The organism is Hungatella sp. SB206 (assembly GCF_051132295.1).
Taxonomy (GTDB): domain Bacteria; phylum Bacillota; class Clostridia; order Lachnospirales; family Lachnospiraceae; genus Hungatella; species Hungatella effluvii.
Genome location: NZ_CP096603.1, coordinates 7433571 through 7455598, shown reverse-complemented (window position 1 = coordinate 7455598; position 22028 = coordinate 7433571). Strand labels below are relative to the sequence as shown.

Genomic DNA, 22028 nt, shown 5'->3' with positions numbered 1-22028 from the left:
GGGCCGTACCCGATTCGCGGGGCGGCCCTTTGTGTTATATAAATTAAGCAAATAACCGAAGCCAAGCTCCAAATAAAACCATACTTTCCCGAGAATGAGTATGAACCCCATGTTCGAGACGTGTGTACTGTTTGGTACATGATAGTTTTGTAAACAGGCTTTCTACCGTATCGGGAGGACAAACTTCATCTTGACCGCCTCCTGAAAGCATGACCGGTATATGCAGCCGATGGGCATGAGAAAGCGTATCGATATATCCCAACCGATTCCAGAAGATATCCTCGGGTACAGATTGACGATATGGACTTAATATGCCGTAAGCGTTTCCTTTCAGCCTGGAGGACGGAAAATTAGTCAGGAAAGGAATGTCTGCGCAGACACATCGAACTGCCGATCCCAAAATAGATGCCAGTAAAAGGGCAGTTCCTCCGCCCTGGCTGGTTCCAAAGACAGAGAGCCGGTCAGGAAGGACATCAGGCTGCAAGACTGCCCAGCGTATTGCCAGTAAACAGTCTGTAAGCCAGTCTTCGTAACCTCCCGGTTTGCCCGTTATTGTATTATGAAGTACAGGCCAGTTTCCATCCGGTGCTGTCTTTGAAGTATCTGGACCGGAGGGACTAACATAACCCTGAGGCGATATGTGAAGTATATGGTACCCCATGTCTGCAAGCTGTGGATGAAGGTTTATGAAACCTCCGTAACCCGGCAGGTTTATTAGCAGCGGGGCAGGAGAGCTTATAGATGGCTGCCAGTAACCATAAAAAGTACGTCGTTTTTCTTCAGTTTTAAATTGAATAAATTTATTCTGAAGAGTACAGGGGTTGTTACCAAACTCGATACGGATTGGTGAGTTTGGTAAAATGGACACTTCCGTTTTCATATTCTGACTTTTCTTTAGTAAATCAGAGGCCCATTTGTCAATTTCATGTGATGATGGATAACAAGAAAAGGCTTGAGCTTCTGAAAATAGTTCTTTTGGCATGATAGCACACCTCCTTTTAAACTATTATAGTCATAAAATAACTTTACCGATAGTAATATTTTGATTATAATCAAGACAAAACAACTATATTTCAATCGAATTATTAAGGAGAGGTACAATGGAGGAGAATCATTCACTTATCTATTCACTTCGTTTTAACTTTATTTATGTTGATGTATATTCATTCACACGAATGTGGATCTACCCTACAACAGTATTGCCATATGGGCTGCTTCGTTATATTCTGGCAGGCGAAGGTGAATTTGTTCTGGATGGACGAAGACATAATGTAAAACCTAATCAGGTAGTTTATATCCCACAGGGGACAACTCTTGACTGTAAAGCATTTACCGATGATTTTAAATTTATGAGTATCCGTTTTGTAACGACTATACAACTTAAGAATAATGATTTTTTATCGAACTATTTTAATGTGTTGGATGTGACAGAGGCGGAAGATGAAAGGGTTTTGTCTTATTTCAGAGAGATTTATGAGACTGCAAGCTTTAATAAAAGCATTGGGAAAATGTTTAAAATTAGAGGATATCTAGAGCTGATTATTGCATGGCTGACAGAGCGGGGGGAAAAAAGGCAGCAGTCTCAACTTGAACTAAATTCAACTGCATATACAATTGAGAAACTGCAGCAGCGTGCAAGAAAGTCTGGTAATGTCAGCAGGGATCCAAGAATACAGGCTGTAGAGGATTATATAGTAGCACATCCAAAGGATCCTCTGGATTTAAAGCTTCTCTGCAGTATTGCGGAAGTCAGTGAATCTTCACTGCGTCGTCTTTTTAAAATACAAACAGGAAAATCTCCTGGAGATTATATTAAAGAGCTCCGCATGCTGACTGCATCCCGGGAACTTTTGGCGTCAGAACGAAGAATATCAGATATTGCATATGACCTGGGTTATAATGATCCCAATTATTTTACCCGTACGTTTCATTCGGTTTTCGGAATTTCTCCTCAGGAATATCGTAAGGTATCCAGAGAAGGCAGTACGGTAGAATTTAAAAGAAAATAGCCACATACGTTTAAATATTAATTGTTTTATGCTAATTTTAAGCGATTTACATCTTGTATGCAGGTGCCAAGATAGATTATGATAAATACATAAAAATGCACAAAAAAAATAAATAAAAAAGGAGAAAATTATGAAAAAGTCATTATCGTTGCTCTTGACACTCCCGATTATTGCCTGTCTGGCAGCTTGCAGCAGCAACACCTCAACACCTGCGACAACGGCAGAAAACAACGCAAAACAAGAGGAAACAGCAGAAACAGTGAAAGAAGATCCAGGAGAAGAACCCTTAAAAGGTGAGATTACGTTTTGGCATTCCTTTACACAGGGGGGACGCCTGGATACCATTCAGGCAGCCGCGAATGATTTTATGAAAGAAAATCCAGATGTTAAAATCACGATTGAGACATTTTCCTGGCCGGATTTTTATACAAAATGGACAACCGGTCTTGCATCGGGTAATGTGCCGGATATGAGTACTGCTCTTCCGAACCATGTTGTAGAAATGATTGATGCGGATGCCATTTTACCGATGGATAATCTGATTGATAAGATAGGTAGAGATCGTTTTTATGAAGCACCAATTAAGGAAATGACGGTGGACGGCAGTTGCTATGCGATTCCAATCTATTCTCATGCGCAGGTAATGTGGTATTTTACCAATATACTTGATAAGTATAATCTTGAGGTGCCTACTACCTGGGATGAATTATACACAGCCGCGAAAACCATTTCAGACGGAGAAAACGGATCGGTCTACGGCTGTTCGGTTCCTCTGGGTACCAATGATATGATGGCGACGCGTTATTTGAATTTTTATGTTAGAAGCGCGAATGAAACTCTTATTAAAGAGGATGGAACCGCTAATTTAACTAGCCAGGCAGCAATAGACGGCATTAATTATTGGGTTAAGATGTATAAAGATTGTTCGCCGGCTGAATCAATTAACTATAACGTTTTGGATCATGCCACACTGTACTATACTGGAAAAAATGCATTTGATTTTAATTCCGGTTTCCAGATTGGCGGTGTTGATACTAATGCACCGGAGCTGTTGGATTATGTAGCGTGCGCTCCAATGCCAACAATAAACAAGGGTGATGAGCAGAGAGGATATGAAACCTCTAATATTCCTATGGTAATATGGAAAAATTCAAAGCATCCCGAGATTTGCGAAGCATTTATTAAGTTTCTGTATCAGCCGGAATACTACGTTCCGTTCCTTCAGTCTGTTCCTGTAGGCATGCTGCCTGCACTTAAGGACATTGCATCAAATGAAGAGTTTCTTTCTGATCCGATGATTCAGAAATTTTCTAATGAAATGAAGGTAATCTCAGATGCGGTTGGAACCGGAACTGCAATCGGAATGGAATACGGTCCTAAGCCGCAGGCAGGTCTGCTTACAAGTCAGGGTGTAATTGAGAATATGTTCCAGGAAATTATACTGAAGGGAACGCCTGTGGAGGAAGCGGCTAAAGCGGCAGAAGATAAGCTGAACGAGCTTTTTGAAACATTGGAATGATTAACAAGTTGATGAAACGGGGCGGATACATCGCCCCGATTTATCTTAAAGGAGCGTTGCCATGAAGAAAAAAAAGTTGCTGAACTGGAATCGGATATCCGGTTTCCTGTTTTTACTGCCGGCTCTTGCAGTCGTTATAGGGTTATTGCTCTATCCTGTTTTATCAAGTGTTTTTTATAGCTTTACCAGCAAGCATCTGATTAAGCAGAATTACAAGTTTGTTGGAATTGATAATTACATAAAAATTCTGTCAGATAAAGAATTTACAGGAGCATTCCTGACATCAATTAAATGGACAGTGTTTTCTCTGCTTGGACAGATTGGAGTGGGATTTACAGCAGCGCTGGCTCTAAATCGGATAAAAAAGGGTCAGGGTCTGTTCCGGACAGCACTTATTATTCCATGGGCATTCCCCTCTATTGTTATTGCACTTGCATGGAAATGGATTTTAAGCGGAGTATACGGTTTTCTTCCCAATCTTTTGGTACAGATTGGAATCTGTCAGTCTACGCCTCAGTTTCTAAGTAATGAATCCCTTGTATTTGGTACTTTGGTTATGATCAATATCTGGTTTGGAGCACCACTTATTATGGTAAATGTCTTAAGTGCCCTCCAAACGGTTCCCAGGGATCAATACGAAGCAGCACAGATAGACGGTGCAGCGCCCTGGCAGTCCTTTCTGCATATTACGATTCCTCACATCCGTGTAGTTGTAGGGCTTTTGGTGGTTCTCAGGACGATATGGGTTTTCAATAATTTTGACACAATATTTTTAATTACAGGCGGCGGACCTGCAAACTTAACAGAGACGGTTCCGATTTATGCCTATAATGTGGGATGGGGGCTTAAGCAGTTAGGACGCTCATCGGCGGTTACAGTACTGCTTCTGATGTTCCTTCTGGTAATTTGCCTTTTATATTTTAAGCTGCTTGATAAATGGGATAAGGAGGGGGCATGATGGAAAAGCACAAACGTTTAAAAAGTGGATGGGTTGGCGATACAATAAGTTATCTTTATCTGTCGGTTCTTTCTGTGATGGCAGTGTTTCCACTTCTTTGGATTGTGCTTTGCTCTGTTAAAAAACAGGGAGAGCTTTTAAGCAATCCGACCAAACTGATTCCCAGTGCCGTTACACTTGATAATTTTAAGAATGTGCTGATAAATCTTGGTTTCTTAAACAATATTGGAAACAGTATAATAATTGCATTTTCATCTACTTTGATTACCATTACCATCTCTGCTTTGGGAGCTTATGGAATTGTAAGGTTCTACCCTCGTTTCGGTAAGCTTATGACAAGGGTGTTAATTACAACTTATATGTTTCCCCCAATATTGCTGGCTGTACCGTATTCTATTATTATGGGAAAAGCGGGACTTATGAATACGCGTATTGGACTTGTAATCGTATATTTGTCATTTTCCGTTCCCTATGCAATATGGCTTCTGGTAGGTTTTTTTCAAACGGTTCCGTTAGAGATTGAGGAAGCAGCCAGGGTGGATGGAGCAAATAAAATACAGGTATTTGTCAATGTAGCGCTTCCTATTGTTGCACCGGGACTTGTTGCTGTGGCGATTTATACGTTTATTAATGCGTGGAATGAGCTGTTATATGCTTTGATTATGACTAACAGTACCAGTAAAATGACGGTTTCCATAGCCTTAAAATCATTAGAAGGCCAGGAAATTCTGGATTGGGGAACCATGATGGCAGCCTCTGTTCTCGTAGTAGTGCCATCCATTATTTTCTTTATGCTGATTCAGAAAAAAATTGCGGGCGGACTTTCACAAGGGTCGATTAAGTAGGGTTAAGTTTACAGGGATACTAAAATAAATGAATGGAGGAAGTAACAATTATGGATACAATTGGATATGGAATTGTAGGTACCGGATATTTTGGGGCGGAACTGGCCAGAATTATGAAGGATCAGGAAGGAGCCAGGATTGCGGCAGTACTTGATCCTGAAAATGCGGTACAGACAGCAGAGGAATTAGGGTGTGATGTAGAAACAGACCTGGAAAAACTGTGTGCACGCCCTGATGTGGATGCGTTAATTGTGGCAACACCCAATTATTTACACCGCGATCCGGTTCTGATGGCGGCACGCTACAAAAAGAACGTGTTCTGTGAGAAACCGATTGCACTGTCTTATAAGGATTGTGATCAGATGGTAAAAGCGGCTCAGGACAGCGGCATTGTATTTATGGCCGGTCATGTAATGAATTTTTTCAATGGTGTACATAAAGCGAAACAGCTAATCCACGAGGGAAAAATCGGCAGGGTACTGTACTGTCATGCGGCCAGAAATGGTTGGGAAGAGCCGCAGGAGAGCATCAGCTGGAAAAAGATCCGCGCAAAATCGGGGGGGCATCTCTATCACCATATTCATGAACTTGATTGTATTCAATTCATAATGGGGCCTGCAACGGAAGTTACGATGACGGGAGGAAATGTGGCACATAGCGGTCCTCGGTTTGGGGATGAGGATGATATGCTTCTTATTTCCATGGAGTTTGGAAATAATACGTATGCTTTTATGGAATACGGTTCTGCATTCCACTGGCCGGAGCATTATCTGATGATTCAGGGAACAGAAGGCGCGATCAGAATCGATATGGCAAATGTGAAGATGACCTTAAAGCATGCGGACGGAACAGAGGAGTATTTTCTGGTGCATGAAAGCAGAGAGGAGGATGATGACAGAACACGGATATACAACGGTCTGGAGATGGATGGTGCTATTATGTATGGTCATCCGGGAAAGAAACCTCCTATGTGGCTGCACAGCATCATGAAAAAAGAGATGAAGTTTTTTAATGGTATTATGCATGGTGAGGAGGCTTCCGAGGAATATAAACCGTTATTGACAGGAGAAGCTGCACGGGCGGCGATTGCAACAGCAGATGCAGCGACACTTTCCCTGCGGGAAGACAGAAAAGTAAAAGTTGAAGAGATTAAGGGCTAAGCCAGCCCGTTCTTAAATAAAAGAATCATCTCATGAGTCAGACTTACATTCGTGTAGTCTCCGGGGATATCTTCGCGTTTCATCCAGACTGCTGTGGATAATTCTGTTTCATCCAGATGAATTTGTGGAGAACCATCCAGCTCAGCGAAAAAACCAACCAGCATGGAGTCACTGAAAGCCCATGGCTGATTTTTATAATAGCGGATATTTGTTACTTTCAGTCCGACTTCTTCCATGACCTCGCGCCGGACGGTTTCCTCCAGTGTTTCACCGAATTCCGTGTAGCCGGCTACCAGGGCATAGCGGGTATATTCACGGCCAGCGTATTTGGTGAGGAGAAGCTTATCACCATCAGTGACAGCAACAATGACGGCCGGTGCAATCTTGGGATAGACGGTATTGCCGCAGCAAGGGCAGACCATGGAACGTTCTTTTTTACTTTTCATGTTTGCTGTACCGCAGCGGCCGCAAAAACGGTTATTGCGGTAGAATCGGTGGAGTTCTGCGCCGTTGGCAGCTGCAAATGAAATCCACAGCGGTTCTAAATCACGGATTACCGAAGTGGGATAGAGCGCCAGTGTCTCGTTTCCGGACAGAGATATGGCGGTTTCATCAATCAAAAAGTATTCTTTATCATCGATGGAAAAGAGATAGTCGCAGTGGCCGGATACGGAGCCGCCATCCGCAGCCATAAGTTCGGAAAATTTAGGGATCTTTAATGAATCAGTATGATTTAGCAGGATGGAACCATCCTGGAAATATAGAATATAACTGTCCGGAGATGGAGTTTTAATATAAAATTCGTTCCGGAAGCGGTGGGGTGCAATTTCCTGAATCATGCGTGAAAAGCCTTCTTTCTATCTATAATCATGAACTATATCACGGTTGTATTCAGGAAATCATAGCAGATGCAGAGCGGAAAGTCAATGGATGATATCGCCTGAACTGTTACTTATCTGGTTATACCTGCACGTTTCAGTGTTTTACGGAGCTGAATACCAAAGATAACTGCCAGAATGGTAAGTACAATATCTTTTGGTACAAATGCTGTCATAGAATAGGTAAATACTCCCCATGCAGACATGTCACCGGCCAGAGCTGCCCACTGCATCCCGCCGGCTGTCTCATTAATAACCAATCCAATAAATGAAAAAAGAAAAATAGACGCAGATTCCAGTTTCTTATTTTCTGATTTAATATGAAGGCCGCATAATGCAGCCATGATCGGCCAGGACCAGATATATCCTCCTGTGAAATCAACCAGAACGGAGAAACCACCGCGGAAGTTTGCAAAGATAGGAAGACCTGCAGCGCCAAGGAGTATATAGACCAGAGAGCCGTAAAGTCCCAGTCTCCATCCAAATGTGACACCAATTAAAGTGATTCCAAATACCTGAATTGTTATGGGAACTCCGGTAGGCATGGGGACTGATATCTGTGATATAATAGTAAGAATGGCTGCAATCATTCCCGCAAATACTAAATCTCTCGTGGTAATGCGTCTTGATGGTGCGGCAGTGTTAGTAGTGTTTGGTAATATCATGATAGAAACTCCCTTCCTAAATTATCTATAGTTATGGTAAGAATTTTATTAAAAAATTGTATCATGCATATGAAAAGATGTCAACTAAAAATGATATATAGTTAACAATTTTGCCATGGTATTAAAAGTGGGAAGGGAATAATAATAAGCAGTTTAAATTTAGCTGAAATTAATAAAATAAAGTTTTGGTAATTATTGACTTTATAATCTTTACTTGCTATAATTTCTATCAGTTACAAAAGGCAAAGGGGCCGGAACGTATGTTCTGGCCCCTTTTTGCCCTTTTGGAAGCAATATTCACTGATGTGAAGTCGTATGGTAAATGTGGAAAATCACAAGGAGGAAAAATCTATGTCGTATGTTGATGAAGTTTATGAGAGAGTGGTAAAACAGAATCCGGGAGAAGCCGAATTCCACCAGGCAGTAAAGGAAGTGCTGGATTCTTTGAGACTGGTCATTGACGCTAATGAGGAGAAGTACCGTAAGATGGCACTCTTAGAGCGTCTCGTAGAGCCGGAGAGAGTCATTTCCTTCCGTATTCCGTGGGTTGACGACAACGGGCAGGTACAGGTCAACAAGGGATACCGCGTGCAGTTCAACAGCGCAATCGGACCGTATAAGGGAGGCTTACGTCTTCATCCGTCCGTAAACCAGGGTATCTTAAAATTCTTAGGTTTTGAGCAGGTATTTAAAAACTCTTTAACAGGACTTCCGATCGGCGGCGGCAAGGGTGGTTCCAACTTTGATCCAAAGGGTAAATCTGACAGAGAGGTTATGGCATTCTGCCAGAGCTTCATGACAGAGCTTTACAAGTACATTGGTGCAGATCAGGATGTTCCGGCCGGCGATATCGGCGTAGGCGCTAGAGAGATCGGCTATATGTACGGACAGTATAAGAGACTGACCGGCTTATATGAAGGCGTTCTGACCGGTAAGGGCTTAACATACGGCGGTTCCCTGGCACGTACACAGGCGACTGGCTATGGCCTCGTATACATTGTAGATGAGATGTTGAAGCACAACGGAAATGAACTGGCTGGAAAGACAGTAGTCGTATCCGGATCCGGCAACGTGGCAATCTACGCGACAGAGAAGGCACAGCAGCTGGGCGCCAGGGTGGTTGCATTAAGCGATTCCAACGGATACATTTACGATAAAGACGGCATTAAGCTTGATATTGTCAAGGATATCAAAGAGGTTCGCCGGGGACGTATCAAAGAGTACGTGGATGCAGTTCCTACCGCTGTTTATACAGAAGGAAAGGGAATCTGGAGCATTCCATGTGACATCGCTCTTCCATGTGCGACGCAGAACGAACTGAATTTAGACGATGCAAAGGCCTTAAAGGCAAACGGATGCTTCGCAGTGGCAGAGGGCGCTAACATGCCTTCTACAAGAGAAGCAACGGACTTCTTCCAGGAGAACGGCATGATGTTTATGCCTGGCAAGGCAGCTAACGCAGGCGGCGTGGCGACTTCCGCACTGGAGATGAGCCAGAACAGCTTAAGACTTTCCTGGTCATTTGAGGAAGTGGATGAGAAGCTTCACGGCATCATGGTAGGCATCTACGCGAAAGCAGCGGATGCGGCTGAGAGATATGGCGTAAAGGGCAACTATGTGGCCGGCGCCAATATCGCGGGATTTGAGAAGGTTGTGGAAGCTATGATGGCTCAGGGCGTTGTGTAGGATTCTGAGGTTTTCTATTAGACTGCTTATGAGACAAACGTAAATAATTAAAAACCGGAAGACAGGAAGGGATACCGATCCTTTCATGCTTCCGGTTTTTTGATTTTGTAAATCGTAGAAATAGCAATTGATACAAATCACAATGAATTTTTATACTCCGTAGGACTGATGCCCTCCACCTCCTTAAATGCCCGCACAAAATGCGCCGGTTCGGGATAGCCCACCGCGTCGGCCACCTCATAGACTTTCAAGTTTCCCTGGCGGATCAGCTCCTTGGAGGTCTGGATGCGGAAATCCCGCAGGTACTGGCGGAAGGTGATTCCTGTCTTGCTTTTGAACAGAGTACTGAAATAATTCGGGTTTAAGTATACATAGGCGGACACATCGTTCAGGGTAATGGTATCCCTGTAATTATTCCGGATATATTCCCTGGCCTTTTTTATGACGAAGTCCTCTTTATTATTAAGGGAATCCATGGCCTTTTCCACATAAAAGTTCAGCGTGGCAAACATGGAGGTCTGAAGCTCTTTTAAGCTGGAAGCATCCTCGATCTGCGCCAGAATGTCATAGTCTGTCAGGCTGGACTGACTGACGACCGGGATGAAGTTGGCGTTGCGTCCCATCAGGTCATAAATACCGTTGGATAAGGTCCTGCGCAGATGCGCGACTGGGGGGCGGCGGCTGTTAAAGTACGCGAACAGCCGGGAAAGGTGTTCGAGGGCGCCGGCATAATCGTATTCGGCCAGCGCGGCGGTCGTTAAGTCTAAAAGCTCCTGCTCCGCCGTTGTATGCCGCTTCATGCCGGTCTGCTCTCCTTCCTTTGAGCCGGTCCACTCCTTTGAATCAGCCGTATAGGGCAGGTCGAAGAAATACCGCTCAAAGCCCCGCAGGCATTCCGCCTTTAAAAAGGATAAGTCGGCCAGGGGCAGAGGGCTTAAGCTGGCGCTTACGAAAAGTCCCTCGTCTTCCAGCTGCTTTAGAAATGCGGCTGTAAGGGCCGCGCATCTGGCGGTCTCTCCCAGTTCAAAAAGCAGCAGAATCCAGTACTGGCCGATCTCACCGTATATCGGGCAGTAGGAGGATGAAGGAGGAAAGCAGGACTCGAAGCGGGTCTCAATAAAATTGCGGATGATTTTTTTGCGGGAATAGAGGCCGTGGGACATATCGACGTACAGAACGCGGCAGGGCGTATCCAGGGTGATGTGGCTGCGCCTCAAAAATGCTTCCTTCTCCTCGTCTACCGGGGCAGATCCGAAGAAGCCCTCCAGAAGAATCTGATTCTTTAAATCGGCCTCCAGGGCCGGTGGATTTAAGGAATTGATCTCCAGCGACTTAAAGATAGAATCCAGGGCATTTAAGAGCAGTCCCTCATTTACCGGTTTTAACAGATAATCGATGGCTCCCAGCTTTAAGGAACTGCGGACCAGATTATAGTCGTCATATCCGCTCAGCACCAGTGTCGGAGGGATGACGTATTCTTCCTTTAAATGAGTGAGCAGCTCTAAACCGCCCCACACGGGCATCTTGATGTCGGTGATGACGGCATCAAAATGAAACTTAACCACCTGATCGTAGGCGATTCGTCCATTTTCCGCGGTGTCCGTAATAACGGTGTCCGGATAAGCATTTTGAATCATCCGGGACAGTCCGATCCGGATGTTGGGATCATCATCAACCACCAGTATTTTATACATGATTTTCCTCCTCCTTGCTGGAACGTGTCTTAAAATTCATTCCTGTCATCTGCACGCCTCACTTCGCAGACGTAAGCGGAATTTTAATGCAGACTGAGGTTCCGCGTCCCTCCTGGCTCTCGATCGTCAGCCCGTAGCCGATTCCATAATATAGCTCGATCCGGCGGTGCACATTCTTTAAGCCAATGCTTGTAAATGCCTCATTTTCACCTCTGATATAGCCGTTCAGTGCCTCCACCTGTTCCGGCGCCATCCCCACGCCGTTGTCCGTTACCTGAAAATAGAGGATTCCCTCTTTCTGATATCCGAAGATACCGATCCGTTCATTTCCTGTAAAGCCCTCGAATCCGTGATTCAGCGCATTTTCCACGAGTGGCTGGAACATGAGTTTTAATGACAGGAATTCATATAAGTCCTGGCTCACCATGACATTGATCTTCACGGCGTAGTGGAAGCGGTACTGCTGGAGTGTAATATATTCCTTTAAATGCTCAATTTCCTCCTTCAGAGTCACCAGCTCGGTCGGTGAGGAGACCCCGTAGCGCAGGACATCGGCCAGCAGCAGGCACATCTGGGAGATATCGTGGGCGCCTTCCGTGTAGGCCGCCATACGCATGCTTTCCAGCGTATTGTAAAGGAAATGAGGATTAATCTGATTACGGAGCATCTGAAGCTCCAAATCGCGTTCTGCAATATCCTTTAAGTAAACTGTATTGATCAGATGCTCCACCTGTCCGGCCATCTGGTTAAAAGAGTTGGTCAGATATCCCAGCTCCGCATCCGGAGGAATCCCGACACGGACGGAGAAATTCCCCTGTCCGATCTTTCCGCAGGCGGACACCAGGGTCTCGATCGGTTTCGAGATACCGCGGAAGGTGTACTGGACGAAGAGGATGATCAGAAAGAGCAGAAGCAGCAGGGACACCAGGATCATTACCAGCGGCATATAGGAGATTACGGCGGCCGGAGTGGATATCACACAGGACAGGCCGGTAGAATGATCGGTCACCATATGGAAGAAATAGCCGTTTCCTTTGAAATTTATGTTATCTTTGAAGTTTACATAAGTATAAGGCGCTTCGGACGACGCCTCGGAGGTTCCGGGGGCAGGCATCCGGCTGGACATGGTTTCCAGCGGAAAACTGTCAGAGGACGACAGCAAGCCATTATCTGCATCTAAGAGGGCATAGGACTGGCCTTTGTAGGAATGCAGGCGGGTAAAGGAGGACTGGAGGTCATTGATATCCAACTGGGCAAGGACGAGGCATAGCGGGGCAAATGAGCTGCGCAGGTTAATGAGGACACGGGTGCCGTAGAGGTAGTGCCGGGAGGCTCTGCCGGATGGATCTTCCCCGGATTCATTGAAATCAGAGGGGATCTGATCCGATTTCAGCAGCACAAGTTTGCCCTTCCGGTCTATGACATGCTCCCGCCAGGGGGCCTCTGTGAGAGAGGACGCGGTGAGGCGGGTGAAGTCCCTGCTGTCGAAGATGATGGGATCACCATCGTTGGTGTAGAGATAGAGGCCTTCCAGGGAGGGAAATAGGTAGAAGAGCTTTCTCGTGGCAGTGGTAAATGTCTTGGAGAGAGCGGCGCTCGTCTCTTCTGAAGTCGCATAATCCGATAAATAAGGGAAAATGGAACCGTTTCCATTATTCTGATAATGCTCCTGAAGAAGATAGGAAGTCACCTTATCCAGAGTATCCACCTTGCCGGAGGCCTGTTCCAGCAGGGTCGCAGCCGTCTGATAGGCGGCGGTGTCCAGCCGGGCGTAGGTCTGCCTGCGAAGCGTTATAAAGATATAGGTAAAACAGCCTGCCATCAGCAGGACGATTAAAAACAATATAATGAAGAGACGTTTGCGGACTCCTAAATGCTTCAGTGATATCTTTTTTTTCATGGCGTTCCCCAATCTGACCGTTCTGTGGTACAGACCTATTATAGCAACAGAAAATGACAGGATGCAAGCCGGCGGAGCGAGGATGTGAAGAAATGGTAAGAAATATAAAGTAGGGGTATTCATTTCCTGTAAAAAATTGATTATGATTAGATCATCAAAAAGACGTGCACGTTTGAAAAAAGGGAAAGTGAGAAAAGGTTATGAGATATCGTAAGATAATGGCAGTTTTATCAGCAGCAGCATTGGCGGCAGGCGTTATGACAGGATGCGGAGGGGCATCCGATCAAACAGGTGGTGAGAGTTCCAAAGCGGCGGCGGGATCTGTCACACTGGATTTCTTTCAGATGAAAAATGAAGCTAAATCCGTTTATGATGAGATTATTGCAAAGTTTGAGGCGGAAAATCCCGGTGTCAAGATTAATCAGATATCCCCGGCAGACTCCGAGACCGTATTTTTAACCAATATTTCCACCGGCGATATTCCGGATATCATGAGTGTCTATCCGGCGGAGGCGACATATAAGAGCATTATGGACGAAGGCATCATGGCGGATATGACCGGTGAGAAGGTACTTGAGAACGCGGAAGCTACAGCCGTGAAGATGTGCGAGCATAACGGAAAGGTATATACCATGCCATTTGCCCTCAGTTCATTCGGCATTTTCTGTAATAAGGACATGTTTGAGGAACAGAATCTGGAGCTTCCGGAGACCTGGGATGATTTGATAAAGGCATGCCAGACCTTCGAGGCGGCGGGAATTACCGCCATCGCCTGCAATGATAAGGATTCTGTCGCACTGGGACAGGAGGCGGAGCGAATCATCGGTATCATTAAAAATGATGTTTACAACGATTTTGAGACGGTTGGAACGAGTGACGCTTCATTTACGGACGCGGATATTTCTTACGTGCGTACCATGGCGGAAGCCATGCTGGAGCTGAGAAAGTACGGTCCCAAGGATTCTCTTGCTATCGGCAGAGAGCAGGCCACCTCTGACTTTGTCAATAACAAATATCCCATGTTCATCAGCGGAACCTGGGGACTGGCGGCCATCTTAAAAGCAGCGCCTGAAATGAACCTTTCCATGGTTCCGATTCCTAATCCCGCAGGGGAAGAGCAGTCCCTTCCAATCAATGTGGACATTGCCCTGGGATACTCTGCGACGACAGAGCATCCGGAGGAGGCGCTTAAGTTTATCGAATTCTGTGCAAGACCTGAGATCAACCAGATTCTGGCGGACAAGGAGGGAACGCCTACGGTCATCAAGGGCGTAGAGTACCACATTGCCCCCCTGGCCCTGATGAAAGAGAAGATGGCGGGAGACAAGACCTTCCTGACCCTTGTCAACTACTGGCCGGCCGGTATGCGCAACGAGTGGGCGATTCCGATGCAGCAGCTTCTGATCGACCAGAATGTGGACCATTTTCTGGAAGAGACCGACAGGATTGTGAAACAGTACTACAAAGAATCCTAGATGGTATTTGGAAATTAATTTTCAGATATACTTGAGAGCAGACGTTGAATACGTTCTAAAACAAAAGGTGTTGTGCTTACGCTTCATAAGAAAGCAGGCACAGCACCTTCTTTCAAAAAGAGAGGGTTACTATGAAGAGTAAGAAAAAGACAAACAACAGGGATATCACGCTGTTTCTGTTCGTGATACCGGCAGTGGCGCTCTACTGCATGTTTTTTATTTACCCCATTATCAATGGTTTATATTACAGCATGACGGACTGGAACGGGATCACGAAGAAGTTTCATTTTATCGGGCTGGGCAACTATCTATCCATCGTGCAGGATGCCCGTTTCCGCGGGTCCTTCCTGTTTACCCTGGTCTATGCGCTGATGCTCCTGGCTCTGGTTCTGGTGATCAGCATGGTGCTGGCGCTCCTTTTGAACAGCAAGATTAAGTATAAATCGGCCTTCCGCGCCATTTATTTCTTCCCGGCCGTCATCAGTATGCTGACTGCGGGCCTGATATTCAACGAGTTCTTTTACCGGGTGCTCCCGGGGATTGGCGGGCTTTTTAACATCGAAGTACTGAAGACCAGCATCCTGTCCAATCCCAGCCTGGCGAAATACGGGATTCTGTTCGTTCACGTATGGCAGAGCGTGGCCATACCTACTGTACTTTTGATGGCGGGGCTTCAGTCGATTCCGCAGGAACTGATTGAATCGGCTTCTTTGGACGGCGCGAATAAATGGCAGCTGTTTAAACACATCACGCTGCCCTTCGTACTCCCGGTGGTGACTGTGGTGGTCGTTCTGATGTTTAAAGACGGTCTGATGCTGTTTGACTACGTGGTGGGCCTGACGCAGGGCGGACCTGCGGGAGCCACGGAGAGTGTGGCGCTCCTCATCTACAACCACGGGTTTAAGGAAATGAAGTTTAGCTACGGTATTGCGGAATCCATTATTCTGTGCATTCTGGTGTGTACGATTTCCTTTATCCAGATTGCCGTCAACAATAAAAAGAAAGTCTATTAGGAGGGAGGACCTATGAAAACAAAGACGAAACGGGCAGCCGGCACGTATCTCATTCTGGGAATTGGCATCCTGCTCATCATCTATCCCCTGTTTTTGACAGTCATTTCGGCCTTCAAGACGGAACCGGAGATTACAAAGAATTTTCTGGCGCTGCCGGAAAGCTTTTACCTGGGGAACTTCAAAAATATACTGAGCCGTCCCGATTACTATCAGGCGGTTGGAAATACCTTATACATAACGATTCTGTCTCTGGCCGGTATGATCGTGGTTCTTCCCATGGTGTCCTATTCCATTGCCAGAAAGATGGATGTCAGCCGTTTTTATAAATACCTCTATTTTTTCCTGCTAGTCGGCATCTTTGTGCCGTTCCAGGTAAAAATGATGCCCTTGATCAAGACGATGAGCAGCCTTCATATGCTGACTCCCACTGGAATCATCATCGTATATGTAGCCAGCTCCATCTGTGAGGGCGTGTTCCTCTACGTGGCGTTTATCCAGGGCGTACCGACGGAGCTGGAGGAGGCGGCCTACATTGACGGAGCATCCACGGCCAAGACGTATTTCCAGATTATTCTGCCGCTCTTAAAACCCATGACGGCCACGGTGCTGATCAAGATGGGCTTATGGATCTGGAACGATTTTTTCCTTCCATTGCTGGTATTGAATAAATCGACGAAGTACTGGACGCTGACGCTGTTTCAGTACAACTTCAAGAGCACCTTTACAGTGGATTATGCGCTGGTGTTTGCCACCTTCATCCTGTCCATGCTCCCGGTGTTCCTGGTGTATCTGGTCCTGCAGAAACAGATCATTGGCGGGCTGACCAACGGGGCGGTCAAGGGCTGAGTGATGCGGCGGCTTACACCGCTGGAAAGGAGATTATACCATGAAAATAAAGTATTTGGGAACCGCGGCCGCGGAAGGCTGGCCGGCGCTGTTCTGTGACTGCCCATCCTGCCAGATGGCGCGGGAGCTGGGCGGTAAAAATATCCGGACACGCGCCCAGGCGGTGGTGGATGGCAGACTGTTAATCGATTTTGGACCGGATACGTATCTGCATGTGATCAGAGACGGTCTGAAGCTTCATGAAATAAACCATTGTATCGTGACTCACGGGCACTGCGACCATTTCTATGCCACGGATCTGATGATGAAGGCCAGGCCCTATGCCCAGTCCGGAAGTGCCGCGCCGTTTCATGTCTATGGTACAAAGCGGATCGGGGAACTGTATAAACGCATGCGGGATGTGGATGACGACTGTGAAAATCTGGATGACTGTGTAAAACTCTTTGAGATTTACCCGTTTCAGCCATTTTCCGTCTTAAATTACCGGGTGACGCCTCTTCGGGCCGCCCATGATCCGGCGGAGTGCTGTCTGATCTTTCTGATCGAGGATGAGGCGGGAAAGACGCTTCTGTATGGAAATGATACGGCGTATTTTCCGGAGGAGACGTGGGAGCAGCTGCGCGGCCGGCGGCTGGATCTGGTCAGCCTTGACTGCACCATGGGGATTCTGGGGGACGGAGCGACCCATATGGGCTGGAATGGGGACGTAAGAACGAAGGAAAGGCTGGAGGCCATGGGTTGCGTCCATGACAATACCGTGTTTATCCTCAATCATTTCTCCCATAACTGCGGTCACGGGCTCTCCCATGAGGAGATGGAGGCGCTGGCGGCGCCAAAAGGCTTTCTGGTAGCCTGCGACGGGTTTACAGCGGAAGTATAGGACGAAAGACGGGAGAAAGAAGATGCAGAAAAAATTAAATCGGATTTATGACGGCCATATGCAGGCGCTTTTATTCTGGATGTGCTGGCTGGTGTATTTTGCCTCCTATATCGGCAGGCTTAACTATTCATCGGCCATGCCGGCCATGATCGGCGGTTCTGTGATTACCGCCTCGCAGGCCGGGTTTATCAGTATGGTCTACTTTTTTGCCTACGGTGCGGGGCAGTTTCTCAACGGTATGCTGGCAGACCGCCTCCATCCGGGGAAAATGATATTTGCCGGGCTGTTTGCCTCCGGTCTCTTGAATCTGGCCATGGGTTTCTTATCAGGCTTTGGGATGATGGCGCTGTTCTGGTGTGTCAACGGGTATACCCAGGCGATGATCTGGCCTCCAATTATGAGAATCTTTGCAAAGATGATGACCGAAGAGAGAAAAGTAAAGTACTGCGTGCATATCACCTCCACCATGGCAGTAGGAACGCTTGCCTCCTATCTGTTGTCCGCGGCGATGATCGCGGCTGCGGGCTGGCGGTTTGTGTTTTATGCTGCCGCCGTATGCATGTGCGGGGCGGCGCTGGTATTTTGGCGCGGGTTTGCAAGGGTCGAGGCGTATTCAATGGGACATGGGGCTGCGGATGAACATGGGGGTGTGGTAGAATGTGGGAATGTGGTAGAATATGAGGAGAGGGCAGAACGGGGGAAGGTAATAGAATATGAGGAGAGGACAGAACGGGGGAAGGTAATAGAATATGAGGAGAGGACAGAACAAGGGAAAACGGCAGACACCGGCTCCATGCCATTTGGACGGCTTCTGACCGCATCCGGCCTTCTATTCCTTCTGATCCCGGTGGTGGTTCACGGCGTTTTAAAGGACGGTGTGACTTCGTGGGTTCCAACGTATATCAGCGAGACATTTATGGCCTCGCCGACGCTGTCCATACTGGTGACGACCATGCTTCCGGTCATCAACCTGACCGGGGCCTATGCCGCCCAGTTTATGTACCGGAAATTCTTTCAGAAGCATGAGGTTAAGACGGCGTCCTTTTTCTTTCTCATTGCCACCGGCGCGCTGGTTCTGCTCTGGCGGTTCAGCGCGGTCAATATGTTTCTGACGGCGGGACTGCTGTCCGTTATTACAGCGTCCATGATGGCGGTCAATACGCTGTTTGTCAATCTGCTCCCGCTCCATTTCGAGAAGGAGGGGAGAGTTTCTACCGTTTCGGGATTTTTAAATGCGATGGCCTACCTGGGATGCGCCATCTCCACCTATGGAATTGGTGTGCTGGTACAGCATGTGGGCTGGCAGGTGACGATCTTCGGCTGGCTGGCCATGACTGCCGCGGCTCTGGCCGTGTGCTTTATTTTAAGAAAACGGGTATTCACAGTAAAGATGAGCATGAAGGAGGAGACAATCCATGAGCAAATGGGTCTATCAGGCAGACGGGTTCAGCCCCGATGAGGAAAGCTGCGTGCTGCACGAGACCGTGTTCCATAACGGGAACGGCTATATCGGTGTGCGGTCTAATTTTGAGGAGGGGTATCCGGAGGGACAGAAGACCATCCGCGGCTCCTATATCAATGGATTTTACGATTTTATGAAAATGCCCCAGGCGGAAAAGCTCTGCGGCTTTGTTGAGGAAAAGCAGACCATGGTCAATGTGGCCGATACCCAGACAATCCGCTTAAAACTGGGCAGTGAGGAATTTTCCCTGTTTGAGGGAACCGTCCTCCGGTTCTGCCGCCGTCTGGATATGGAAAAAGGTGTGACAGAGCGCAGTATGGTCTGGCGTTCTCCCAAAGGGAAAGAGGTGGAGATCATCTGCCGGCGTATGGCTTCTTTTGTTAAATTACCGCTTTTCACGATGGAGTATCAGGTGAAATCCTTAAATTACAGCGGAGAAGCTGAAATTATATCGGATCATAACGGGGAGGTGAGCAATTACTGTAATCCCGACGATCCGAGAGTCGCGGGGGAAAGTATCTCTCACCTGCGTCCGGTAAAGGCAGTGGTGGAAGGAAATGTGTCCTGTCTGGTCACAGCGGCCGCGGCTTCCGGCCTATTGGCCTGCAGTGCGGTATGCCACCGGCTTTCCGTCCCGGCAAAGGAGATAAGGGAGACGGCGGGACACCGGATCACCCGGACGTATGCTTTTCAGATGAAGGCGGGTGAGACCATTTCCCTGACGAAATACACGGTATTTACGGATTCTGTGCGCCGTCCGGAGGTGTTGGCCGGGGCTATGGATGAGATGAGTGAGGCCGTAGGAATGGGACTGGAGTACTGGTATCAGAGGCAGCAGGAGTACCTGGCGGAATTCTGGAGGCGTTCGGATCTCGATATTGATGGGGATGAAGAGACGGCTGTGGCGGTGCGTTACAATCTCTATCAGCTGCTTCAGTCCGCAGGCCGGGATGAGTTCTGTAATATTGCAGCGAAAGGGCTGTCCGGAGAGGGGTACGAAGGCCATTACTTCTGGGATACGGAGATGTATATGCAGCCGTTTTTCACTCTGACAAATCCGGATATCTCCAGAAGGCTTCTGTCGTTCCGGTACAGAACGCTGGACGAGGCCAGGAAGAATGCCCGGATCGCCGGACACGAAAGCGGGGCATTATATCCGTGGAGAACCATTATGGGAAAGGAGTGCTCCGGATATTTTCCGTCTGGAACGGCCGCATACCATATCAATGGGGACATTGCCTATGCGGTGGCGGCGTATTATCTGGTGACAGAGGACCGGGAGTTCCTCGCGGATATGGGGGCGGAGATTCTGTTTGAGACAGCCAGGCTCTGGATGGATGCAGGGAATTTCCATGAGGGCCGTTTTGAGATTCATGAAGTGACAGGACCGGATGAATACACGTGCCTGGTGGATAATAATTACTATACAAATGCGTGTGCAAAATACAACCTGCACTGGGCCGTAAGATCCTGGGAGATTTTAAAGGAAGCGGGAACACTGGGACCGGTGGCGGAGAAGATCGGGATGAGTGATGAGGAAGCGGCGCTTTTCCGGCAGGCGGAGGAGGCCATGTACCTGCCGTATGACGAGAAACTGGGCATCAATCCGCAGGATGAGACATTTCTGTCTAAAAAGATCTGGGACTTAGACCATACGCCAAGGGAAAATTTCCCGCTTCTCCTTCATTATCATCCGCTGTATTTATACCGCCATCAGGTGTGCAAGCAGGCGGACACGGTTCTGGCCCACGTACTGTTTGAGGACATGCAGTCCAGGGAAACCATGGAGAAGTCATTCGACTACTATGAGAAGATCACAACGCACGATTCCTCGTTGTCTACGTGTATTTTCAGCATCATGGCTTCCCGTCTGGGCAGAAGAGAAAAGGCATACAGCTATTTCGGAGACTCGGCAAAGCTGGATCTGTTCAATACGCACCATAACACTGGGGATGGAATCCATACAGCCAACATGGGCGGCGTCTATATGGCGGTTGTCTATGGCTTCGGCGGCCTGAAGGTTAAGGAGCAGGGGCTGTTCCTTGACCCGTATCTGCCTGAAAAATGGAACGCCTACCGTTTCTCGTTTGTTTATCTCGGAAGCCTGATTTCGGTGGAGGTGAACCGGGAGGGATGCAGGCTTACTCTGCTGGAAGGAAAGCCGCAGACGGTGACGATTTACGGAAAACAGTGTTCTTTAACGGGAACTGCTGTGTTTTCCATGGGAGAGAAGAATGCACCGCAGTATGACGCGGTAATCTTCGACCTGGATGGAGTTATCTGTCACACGGACGCATACCATTATCAGGCATGGAAGGCGCTGGCGGACCGGCTGGGAGTGCCGTTTGACGAACAGGTCAATAATCTTTTACGGGGCGTGTCCCGGGAGGAGAGCCTGGAGGTTATTCTAAAGCATGGCGGGCTGACCACATTGACGGATGAGGAGAAACGACGGGCCTGTGCTGAGAAAAATGAGATCTACAAGGGACTTTTAGATGAGATGTCACCAGACGATTTAAGCGCGGAGGTGAAGGACACGCTTGACGGTCTGCGAGCCATGGGAATAAAGCTGGCGATCGGTTCCTCCAGTAAAAATGCGAAAAAGATTTTGGAGCGGATCGGTCTTGACGGCTATTTTGACGCCATTTCAGATGGAACGAATATCACGCGATCCAAACCGGACCCGGAAGTATTTCTTCTGGCGGCGCAGTACGCGGCGGTTGATCCGGAGCGTTGTCTGGTCGTCGAAGATGCCAGGGCAGGCATCGAGGCGGCGTGCCGCGCCGGGATGGACAGCGCCGGTATCGGTGATGCGGCATTGTGCGAAAAGGCAAGTTACGGCATGGAGACATTTTCACAGCTGCTGACAATCTGTGGAAAGCCGTCTGGACTGTTATAATTGGGGATAAAATCATAATAATTTTATAAAATATTACTGGCATTATCTCATATTATAGTATATAATAAGCGATAAGACTTGAGGCGGAGTTTTCTTCGCCTCATTGTTTTCTTTCCTGAAATGTGAGAAAATAGAGACA

General features: G+C 47.4%; 18 protein-coding genes. 12 read left to right on the top strand and 6 right to left on the bottom strand.

Features of this window, described 5'->3' with window-relative positions; genetic code table 11:
* Positions 1-43 precede the first annotated feature (43 nt).
* Positions 44-982, bottom strand: a complete 939-nt coding sequence (locus M1L66_RS33495) for an acetylxylan esterase (RefSeq protein WP_110322567.1) — start codon at positions 980-982, stop codon at positions 44-46.
* A 118-nt stretch (positions 983-1100) separates the two neighbouring features.
* Between M1L66_RS33495 and M1L66_RS33490 the strand changes: the two genes are divergently transcribed.
* From M1L66_RS33490 to M1L66_RS33470, 5 genes are all read left to right on the top strand, one after another.
* The gene (locus tag M1L66_RS33490) at positions 1101-2009 is read left to right on the top strand and encodes a helix-turn-helix domain-containing protein (protein ID WP_187024310.1); all 909 of its coding nucleotides are present in this window, start codon (positions 1101-1103) and stop codon (positions 2007-2009) included.
* A 130-nt stretch (positions 2010-2139) separates the two neighbouring features.
* Positions 2140-3528: an ABC transporter substrate-binding protein gene (locus tag M1L66_RS33485; RefSeq protein WP_412331276.1), complete on the top strand. Its 1389-nt coding sequence runs from the start codon at positions 2140-2142 to the stop codon at positions 3526-3528.
* 61 nt (positions 3529-3589) lie between these two features.
* Entirely contained in the window at positions 3590-4486 is an 897-nt protein-coding gene (locus M1L66_RS33480; protein WP_187024308.1) for a carbohydrate ABC transporter permease, read from the top strand.
* On the top strand, positions 4483-5331 hold the full coding sequence (locus tag M1L66_RS33475; RefSeq protein ID WP_349769004.1) for a carbohydrate ABC transporter permease: 849 nt from the start codon (positions 4483-4485) through the stop codon (positions 5329-5331). Before M1L66_RS33480 ends, M1L66_RS33475 begins: the two co-directional genes overlap by 4 nt.
* Positions 5332-5381: 50 nt before the next feature.
* Positions 5382-6491, top strand: coding sequence for a Gfo/Idh/MocA family protein (locus M1L66_RS33470; protein ID WP_110322572.1), 1110 nt, complete (start codon positions 5382-5384; stop codon positions 6489-6491).
* Here M1L66_RS33470 and nudC read toward each other — a convergent pair.
* Together nudC and M1L66_RS33460 are read right to left on the bottom strand one after the other, a co-directional pair.
* Positions 6488-7330: an NAD(+) diphosphatase gene (gene nudC / locus M1L66_RS33465; RefSeq protein ID WP_412331277.1), complete on the bottom strand. Its 843-nt coding sequence runs from the start codon at positions 7328-7330 to the stop codon at positions 6488-6490. The two genes, M1L66_RS33470 and nudC, sit on opposite strands and share 4 nt — an antisense overlap.
* A 113-nt stretch (positions 7331-7443) precedes the next feature.
* A complete protein-coding gene (locus M1L66_RS33460) occupies positions 7444-8034 on the bottom strand; it encodes a biotin transporter BioY (RefSeq protein WP_412331278.1) in 591 nt (196 codons plus the stop codon).
* 351 nt (positions 8035-8385) lie between these two features.
* On the opposite strand from M1L66_RS33460, the gene gdhA reads away from it, so the two are divergent.
* The gene (gdhA, locus tag M1L66_RS33455; RefSeq protein ID WP_025529395.1) at positions 8386-9720 is read left to right on the top strand and encodes an NADP-specific glutamate dehydrogenase; all 1335 of its coding nucleotides are present in this window, start codon (positions 8386-8388) and stop codon (positions 9718-9720) included.
* A gap of 137 nt (positions 9721-9857) precedes the next feature.
* Here gdhA and M1L66_RS33450 read toward each other — a convergent pair whose 3' ends face one another.
* Genes M1L66_RS33450 through M1L66_RS33440 form a run of 3 tightly spaced genes read right to left on the bottom strand, consistent with a single transcriptional unit; the run spans position 9858 to position 13314 of the window.
* Entirely contained in the window at positions 9858-11414 is a 1557-nt protein-coding gene (locus M1L66_RS33450; RefSeq protein WP_187024305.1) for a response regulator transcription factor, read from the bottom strand.
* Positions 11407-11454, bottom strand: a complete 48-nt coding sequence (locus M1L66_RS33445; protein ID WP_434694363.1) for a hypothetical protein — start codon at positions 11452-11454, stop codon at positions 11407-11409. The genes M1L66_RS33450 and M1L66_RS33445 overlap by 8 nt, the downstream gene beginning before the upstream one ends.
* Before the next feature lie 18 nt (positions 11455-11472).
* Positions 11473-13314, bottom strand: coding sequence for a sensor histidine kinase (locus tag M1L66_RS33440; protein ID WP_412331279.1), 1842 nt, complete (start codon positions 13312-13314; stop codon positions 11473-11475).
* Positions 13315-13514: 200 nt separating this feature from the next.
* Between M1L66_RS33440 and M1L66_RS33435 the strand changes: the two genes are divergently transcribed.
* From M1L66_RS33435 to pgmB, 6 genes are all read left to right on the top strand, one after another.
* Entirely contained in the window at positions 13515-14789 is a 1275-nt protein-coding gene (locus M1L66_RS33435; protein ID WP_243270497.1) for an ABC transporter substrate-binding protein, read from the top strand.
* Between the two features lie 131 nt (positions 14790-14920).
* Positions 14921-15802 carry a carbohydrate ABC transporter permease gene (locus M1L66_RS33430; RefSeq protein ID WP_187024303.1) on the top strand — a complete coding sequence of 294 codons (882 nt, stop codon included), beginning with the start codon at positions 14921-14923 and terminating at the stop codon, positions 15800-15802.
* Between the two features lie 12 nt (positions 15803-15814).
* Entirely contained in the window at positions 15815-16648 is an 834-nt protein-coding gene (locus tag M1L66_RS33425; RefSeq protein ID WP_434690036.1) for a carbohydrate ABC transporter permease, read from the top strand.
* A 40-nt stretch (positions 16649-16688) separates the two neighbouring features.
* On the top strand, positions 16689-17528 hold the full coding sequence (locus M1L66_RS33420; protein WP_187024302.1) for an MBL fold metallo-hydrolase: 840 nt from the start codon (positions 16689-16691) through the stop codon (positions 17526-17528).
* Positions 17529-17550: 22 nt separating this feature from the next.
* Complete coding sequence (locus M1L66_RS33415) at positions 17551-18987, top strand: MFS transporter (protein ID WP_434690033.1); 1437 nt, start codon at positions 17551-17553, stop codon at positions 18985-18987.
* Positions 18944-21889 carry a beta-phosphoglucomutase gene (gene pgmB / locus M1L66_RS33410; protein WP_434690031.1) on the top strand — a complete coding sequence of 982 codons (2946 nt, stop codon included), beginning with the start codon at positions 18944-18946 and terminating at the stop codon, positions 21887-21889. Before M1L66_RS33415 ends, pgmB begins: the two co-directional genes overlap by 44 nt.
* Positions 21890-22028 lie beyond the last annotated feature (139 nt).